The sequence below is a fragment of the Sphingomonas bacterium genome (assembly GCF_028289855.1).
Lineage (GTDB): Bacteria > Pseudomonadota > Alphaproteobacteria > Sphingomonadales > Sphingomonadaceae > Sphingomonas.
The window spans coordinates 61,694-68,341 of the sequence record NZ_JAQGKZ010000067.1; the positions used below are offsets into that span (position 1 = coordinate 61,694).

The 6,648-nt window shown below is 62.8% G+C and carries 4 protein-coding genes; 3 read left to right on the forward strand and 1 reads right to left on the reverse strand.

The window, feature by feature from the left end; genetic code table 11:
* The first annotated feature begins 30 nt into the window (after positions 1-30).
* The 3 genes from JWM94_RS07760 to JWM94_RS07770 are packed head-to-tail and all read left to right on the forward strand — an operon-like array spanning position 31 to position 5,564.
* Positions 31-3,930, forward strand: a complete 3,900-nt coding sequence (locus JWM94_RS07760; RefSeq protein WP_299424574.1) for a hypothetical protein — start codon at positions 31-33, stop codon at positions 3,928-3,930.
* Positions 3,931-3,939: 9 nt separating this feature from the next.
* Entirely contained in the window at positions 3,940-5,022 is a 1,083-nt protein-coding gene (locus tag JWM94_RS07765) for a hypothetical protein (protein WP_299424577.1), read from the forward strand.
* Positions 5,019-5,564, forward strand: a complete 546-nt coding sequence (locus JWM94_RS07770; protein WP_299424579.1) for a hypothetical protein — start codon at positions 5,019-5,021, stop codon at positions 5,562-5,564. Before JWM94_RS07765 ends, JWM94_RS07770 begins: the two co-directional genes overlap by 4 nt.
* Here JWM94_RS07770 and JWM94_RS07775 read toward each other — a convergent pair.
* Positions 5,561-6,223, reverse strand: coding sequence for a response regulator transcription factor (locus tag JWM94_RS07775; protein ID WP_299424582.1), 663 nt, complete (start codon positions 6,221-6,223; stop codon positions 5,561-5,563). The two genes, JWM94_RS07770 and JWM94_RS07775, sit on opposite strands and share 4 nt — an antisense overlap.
* Between the last annotated feature and the right edge of the window lie 425 nt (positions 6,224-6,648).

Sequence of the window (6,648 nt, forward strand, 5' to 3'; positions counted from 1 at the left end):
CCGTCCGCGGCGGGTCATGGAGACAAAGGCGTGGAGCGTGCCGCCAAAGCCACGAAGACTCTGCCCGCGCCCACCCCGGCGCGTGCGCCGGTACGGCCGCACCCGGTCACCGCCGCGGCGGTGTTGCAGACCAGGATCGGCGCAAGCGGCGTGCGCAAGATGCTGGCCGGCCATGGGCAGGGTGCGAATGACAAGCGGCCCTCGGAGCAGGCGCATCACAACAAGGACGACAAATCGGGCCACGGCGCGGCACGTGGCCCCAGCGCGCACAAGAAGCTCGGCCACGCTGGCAGCGACGGGAAAGAGAAGGCGCCTGCTCTAGAGGAGGTCGGCGCGGACGGTGGGGCGCCCGACCAGGCCGCCGAGACCAAGGTCAAGCTGCACATCCCGGAACCGCCGACCAAGCCGTCCAAGGCGACGCTTGGGCGGATCGCCGGGGTCAAGGCACGCGCCGGTAGCGCCGCCGTCGCGCAGCGGACGCTGCCCGATGGCGGCGCGCAGGTCAGCGATGCGCATGAAGCGGTGGTGCCGCCGACCGCCGAACGCTTGGCCGAGGCGCGTGCGAAGCTGATCGCCCAGGTCCATGCCGCCCCCAGCCCCGACATCCTCAAGCTGTGCGAGCACATCCGCGAGGTCATTCGCGAAAAGCGCCCGAAGGATGACGACGCGCTGACCGAAGCCGACCCCACCGCGGCGGCGAACGAGGCCGGGGCTACGCTCAACGCGAACATCTCGTCCGAAAGCCAGAAGGTCGAGACCGGGTACAAGGCGCTGGAAGGCAATGCCACGCCGGTGCCCGCGCCGACGACACCGGGGCTGACGCCGCAGCCTGCTGCAGCGGTTACGGCACCGCTTAACGCCAGGACGGCGACACCCGACGCCGTGCCGGCGGGCAACGTGTCGCTCGACAAGGACGCCGGCGATGCGCGGCAGCGGGCCGATGCGGCGGGGATGAACAAGCCCGCCGCCGCACTGGTCCAGAGCGGCCCCGTGGCCGAGACGCGCGAGGCGCAAGGCGAGCTTGACGACCTCGCCAAGACCGACCCGGGCAAGGTGATCGCCCAACAAAAGGAAGCACTGGCCAAGGCCGATGCCGACATGGGCGCGCTGCAGATGCGCGCGCTCGCCGCGCTGACGGGCGCGCGCGCGGGAACCTCGGGCCGGGCGACCGATCACAAAAAGGCGATGGTCGGCAGCGAAGCCCAGATGCGCGAGCAGGCCGGGTCCGAAGCCGCCGCCGCGATCGGCGGGACGCAGGAGCTGGTCAAGGCCATGCTCAAGGAGGTCGTCCCGACCGCGATGCAGCAATGGGATACCGCCAAGGACTCGCTGACGACCAAGTTCAAGAACGACCTGGCGGGCGTCGAGGCGGAAATAAAGGATCGCCATTCGGGCGTTGGCGGCAAATTGCTGGCGGTCGGCGACTGGTTCACCGGCCTGCCCGATTGGGTGATCGAGGATTACGACAAGGCGGAGCAACATTTCGCCGACGGCGTGATCGATTCGCTCAAGAAGATTTCGACCTATGTCAATTCGATCATCAATGCGTGCGAGGCGCTGATCAAGCAGACTCGCGACCGCCTCGACCAGATTTACGGCGCGTTGCCGCTATCGATGCAGAAGTGGGCGGACGGCGAAAAGGCCAAGTTCAACGGCCAGCTCGACGCGCTCGGCAAGGAGGTCCACGACACCCAGCAATCGTTCAACAAGGATTTGGGCAATCGCGCCGGCCAGGCGGTCGACGAGGTCCGCGAGCAGATCGCTGAGTTGCGGCTGAAGGCCGGCGGGCTGGTCGGGCGCATCGTCAATGCGGTCAAGCGCTTCCTCGACGATCCGGTCAAGTTCATCATCGAGGGGCTGCTCGAACTGCTCGGCATCTCGCCGCCGGCGTTCTGGGCGGTGATCGCCAAGATCAAGAAGGTCGCGAGCGACATCGTCGACGATCCGATGGGCTTCGCCAACAATCTGATGGCCGGCATCGGCCAGGGCTTCAGCCAGTTCTTCGACAATTTCGGCACGCACATGGTGCGCGGCTTCCTGTCGTGGCTGCTCGGCGACTTGAAGGACGTCCAGATCCCCAAGGATTTTTCGCCCAGGAGCATCATCACCTTCTTCCTCCAGATCATGGGCATCACGTGGCCCAACATCCGCAAGATCATCGCCAAGAAGATCGGCGAGAAGAACGTCGCGCTGATCGAAAAGGTCTGGTCGCTGGTCTCGGTGCTGATCGACAAGGGCCCCGAGGGCATCTTCGACATGATCAAGGAGAAGCTCGATCCGCAAGCGATCATCGACCAGGTCATCCAGATGGCGGTCGACTATATGGTCACCGCGATCGCCAAGCAGGTCGCGATCCGGATCGCGTTGCTGTTCAACCCCGCCGGCGCGATCCTCCAGGCGATCGAGGCGATCTATCGCGTGCTCAAATGGGTGTTCCAGAACGCCGCGCGCATCTTCACGCTGATCGAGACGATCGTGAACGGGCTGGCCGACATCATCGCGGGCAATATCGGCGGCTTCGCCAATGCGGTCGAAAAAGGGCTGGAGATGCTGATCGCCCCGGTGCTGGGGTTCATCGCCGACTATTTCAGCCTGGGCGACCTGCCCAAGACGGTCGCCAAGCAGATTAAGAGTTTCCAGGGTTGGATCCTGGGAATGATCGAAGCGGCGTTCGACTGGGTCATCGAAAAGGGCAAGGCGCTGCTCGCGGCGGTCGGGCTCGGGGGGAAGGATAAGAAAAAGGATGGGGCCGACGAATTCGGCTCAATCGGTGAGGAGGTCGGCTTTACGGCCGGCGAAGAATCGCATCGTCTCTGGATCGAGGTGCATGGCGACGACGGTGTAGTGATGGTTGCAAGCGCCAAACAGCGGCTCGATCACTTCTTTGCAAGCGCGCCCGTTGTGAAGGCGCTGAAGGCACACAAGGGAAAGCAATTGCCCAAAGATGTCGAGCTTGCCCAAAAGGCGTTGAAGGAAACTGATCATGACATAGACTCATTGGCTAAGACCGTTCATTCGGTCCAAGCCGACCAAGCAGCAGGCAAACCAGAAGCAAAGCTGACCGGCAAGAACGACTCGGTTAAGGCGAAAGAGCGCTCGTTAGCCGTGATATTGGTGCGTATTTTCGATGCATTGAAGCTGCCCGAACCGATTGCCGGCGAACATCCTGTCACGCGCAACCCCAAGGCCGGCGAAGAGGAATCTCACCATGTGCCGGCCAAATCGCTCGGGCAGGTTATCAAGGAATTTCTCGGTGAAGCGCAGAAACGCTGCACTGGCGGTATCTGGGCGGGCGATCCACTGGCCGAAGCAGTCGAAGAGGGCATTGAAAATGCCTTGAAGGTGATTGGCAAGCTATCTGATGGCGAGGGGCCGGGGTTGAGCGCGATCCTGCTCAGTCATACCACACACAAGGCGGAAGGGGGCGCTCATTCAAGCGAAATGGCGAGGGCGCTTGCCGCTCTCGTGACCGGCAAAGAAAAATTGCTCGTGGCGCGACGCACGACCGAGCGTGAACTCGACGGGTTCAAGTCCTTCATCTCGGTCAATCCGCAGAAACCGGGGTGGCGCGCCTTTCTGGTCGATATCCACAAGCAGAACGAGGACAAGAAGCATTACACCAAGCCGGGTGAGGCACGTCATGACGAAAAGATACAGGCGGTAGATCTGATCCTCGATAAGGCCGAGAAGCAAAATGCGAAACTTTCTGAGGATGTGCTGATGACGGATTTGGTCCAGCCTCTGAACGCCGTTTTGCGCAAAGCACCCGCCGAAGCGTTTCGGACCGGGCGTACGATCGTGCTACTCGCGATGGATGAACATGAGGAAGGAACACCGACCGGCCGCAGGAAGGCGTTGAGCGATCTGGATCGCGAATTTAACCGTACTTGGTCGGCGTTCATGGAACCGATCATTGTCAAACTGCCATAGGAAAGCGGCATGGTGCTGAGCGAATGGACGGCGGCAATCGAGGCTCAAGCGACCGATTGTCTAAGTGAACTCCTAGGCATCGAGGCAATTGGCCAGAACGTCCTCGCGCATGAGTCCGCTACGGCCTTTCCCGGCGTCCTGATTTTGTGGGGAAGCCGATTGGTCGGTGCTGGTCTGCTTGCGATGCCCGGCCAGCCGCCGCAAGCGTGGCCTGGCGTACTTGTGGAAAACGGACAGGCGACCACCGTGTCATCGGACGCGAGGACATTGCTTCCCGCATTTTTGCTCCATCGCCGTCTGACGAATGCGCCGTCCAATGCCCGCAAGCTTGGCGAGGCGTGGCCCGTGGTGGCGGATGCCTGCTTCGGCTTGCATGCGGCCCTTGGCGGCGAACGCCCCGCGCTCGAAACTTTGGCAGCGGTGCTGCAAAATTCGGTGGCGCGCGAGGAATTTAAGCGATCCGACGACCGATTGGCGTTCGAACTCGCGCATAGCCGCCTTATGCGTCGGATCGATCCTTCTCCCTCCTTTATTGCCTTTGCCGACTGGTTCGACGCGCGATTGGCCGGAAAAGATCATGTCTTCGCTCCTGAAGCCTATGGTGCTTGGTGCCGGCAAGCGTTGAGCTGGTCGCACATCTTTGATCTTTCTGTTCGCGGCGGAAGTGAGGAGCCTGAAATGCTCATACCGTTGCTGGAAGGATTTGCCGGTCTGGATACAGGCCTCCTGCTGAAGCCGAGTTGGTCATGGCAAAATGGCGGATCGAGCGAGACGCTGCTCGTTGAAGTGGCATCGCTTACCGACAGCGATTCGGCACTGCTCGATGATGTTCAGCAGGGATTGGTCAAGACGCTCGTGTCGGCAGGAACCAGCTATGATGGCTCGGACCATGCCAGTGCGACCGTTGTCCTTGACGAGCGCGGCGAACCGGACCGGGCATGGACGACGCTAAACGCGGCCGCTTGGTGGATGGCGCTCCGTTATGGAGAGGCACCCGCGGCAATTACCGACGGTGCTCATCTATTGTGCGATGAGCACGGATGGGAAGACATCCGTTGGGTCGTCGACCGTGCGATGAAAGGGACGACATGACCCTGAACGAACAACTCTGGCACACGTCCGACCGCACTCGGCGGTTCATTACGCCTGACGCTGCCGTTCGGCCGCACGGTTCGCTCGAAATTATCTCGCTCGCCGGTGACGAGGCGACGGTCGATCCCACTTGGGCCACACGCTACGAAGTCACCGAGGACGAAGCCCAAGCCTGGGCCAGCCAAGAGTTCGGCATCGCGCTGGGCGAACTTCGCCGCCGCATCGACCGCAAGCTCGGGCGGATGCGGGTATCGCTCGATGCCGCCAGACGCGCCCCGGTCCGTGCCGATACCAGCATGACCCCCGATGCCATCCCCGCCATGCTGTCGCTCGCCAAGGCGTTGCCGCGGGCGATCTTGGACGGGCTGTCGGGCGATCCGGCGCGCGTGGTTGCAGCCAACGGCAGGCTCGCGGACGTGGAGGCGCGGCTCAATCAGGCGGGGATCGCGGTGGACCGGCGATTGTCCGATTTCCCGTATCGCCTGGCCGGACTGCGGGCGGAAACCGCCCGGTCGCGCGGCGGCGGGGACGATCCGGCCTAGATCGCGATCCGTGCCGGCGGCGTGGATTGCCCGTCGGCGCGCATCCGCCGCATCAACTGGCCGCGGGTCGCCAGTCCGAGCTTGCCGAGGATGCTGTGGACGTGGTGCTTGACGGTCGATTCGCTCAAGCCCAGCTCGCGCGCGACTTCCTTGTTCGACAATGCGTGGGTGACCAGTTGCGCCACTTCCTCCTCGCGCCGGGTGAGGTGACCGCCCGCATCGGGCATCGGAACGGGGACCGGACCGTTGCGAAACAGCGCGCGCATCATTGACGCGGCGATCTCCGGCGAACAGTCGAGCCGGCCGGCCACGGCGTCGCACAGCATCGCGTGCAGCCGCTCGAGCCCGTCCTCACGGCGGACGTAGCAGGTGAAGCCTGCACTGCCATGCGCCAGCACCTCGGCCTCCTGCTCGCGCAACCCGAGCGCAAGCAGCGGCAGTCCCGGATGATCGCGCCGCAAATTCCGCACGGCGTCGAGGTCGAGTCCCTGCGTCGTGTCGACGACGACCAGATCGAACGGCATATTATTCGGCGCGATGTAGCCGAGTTCGTCGATGGTGCGGACCAGCGCGATGTCGAGCGATGCGTCGCGCGCGCATAGCGACTGGGCGACGGCTTCGCCCAACAACCGCACAAGACTGACCATAGCGATGCGCACCGGGCCACCTTTTCGAAACCGCGTCGAAAAAAGCTACTTCGATCAAGAGTTATACGGGGTCTCGGCCGTGCGCCCGAATCGAGCCCCATTTATTAATCGAGATTTACTGCGGGTAGACCCAGGATGTAAATCGTTTGATTGAGAAAATGATCGGTTATGGTTCGTTTAAGCATCAATCCATCATGCCGACACTGTCGCACACATGCACCGATCTTTGTGCGAGCCGGTAGCAGACGTGATATGCCTCGCTCAAGCCCGCTAGCCCATCGCTATTTCAATTCACGATGGGTTGGCTCGCTCAAAGAATGTAGTCGAACGCCGGCAGCGAGGTCGGCCCGACATAGTCGAGGAAATGCGGCGCCAGGATGTCCTTTGCGGCATGGTCGGTGTCGTCGGTCGCGATCCAGCGCTGGACGTCCAGCATG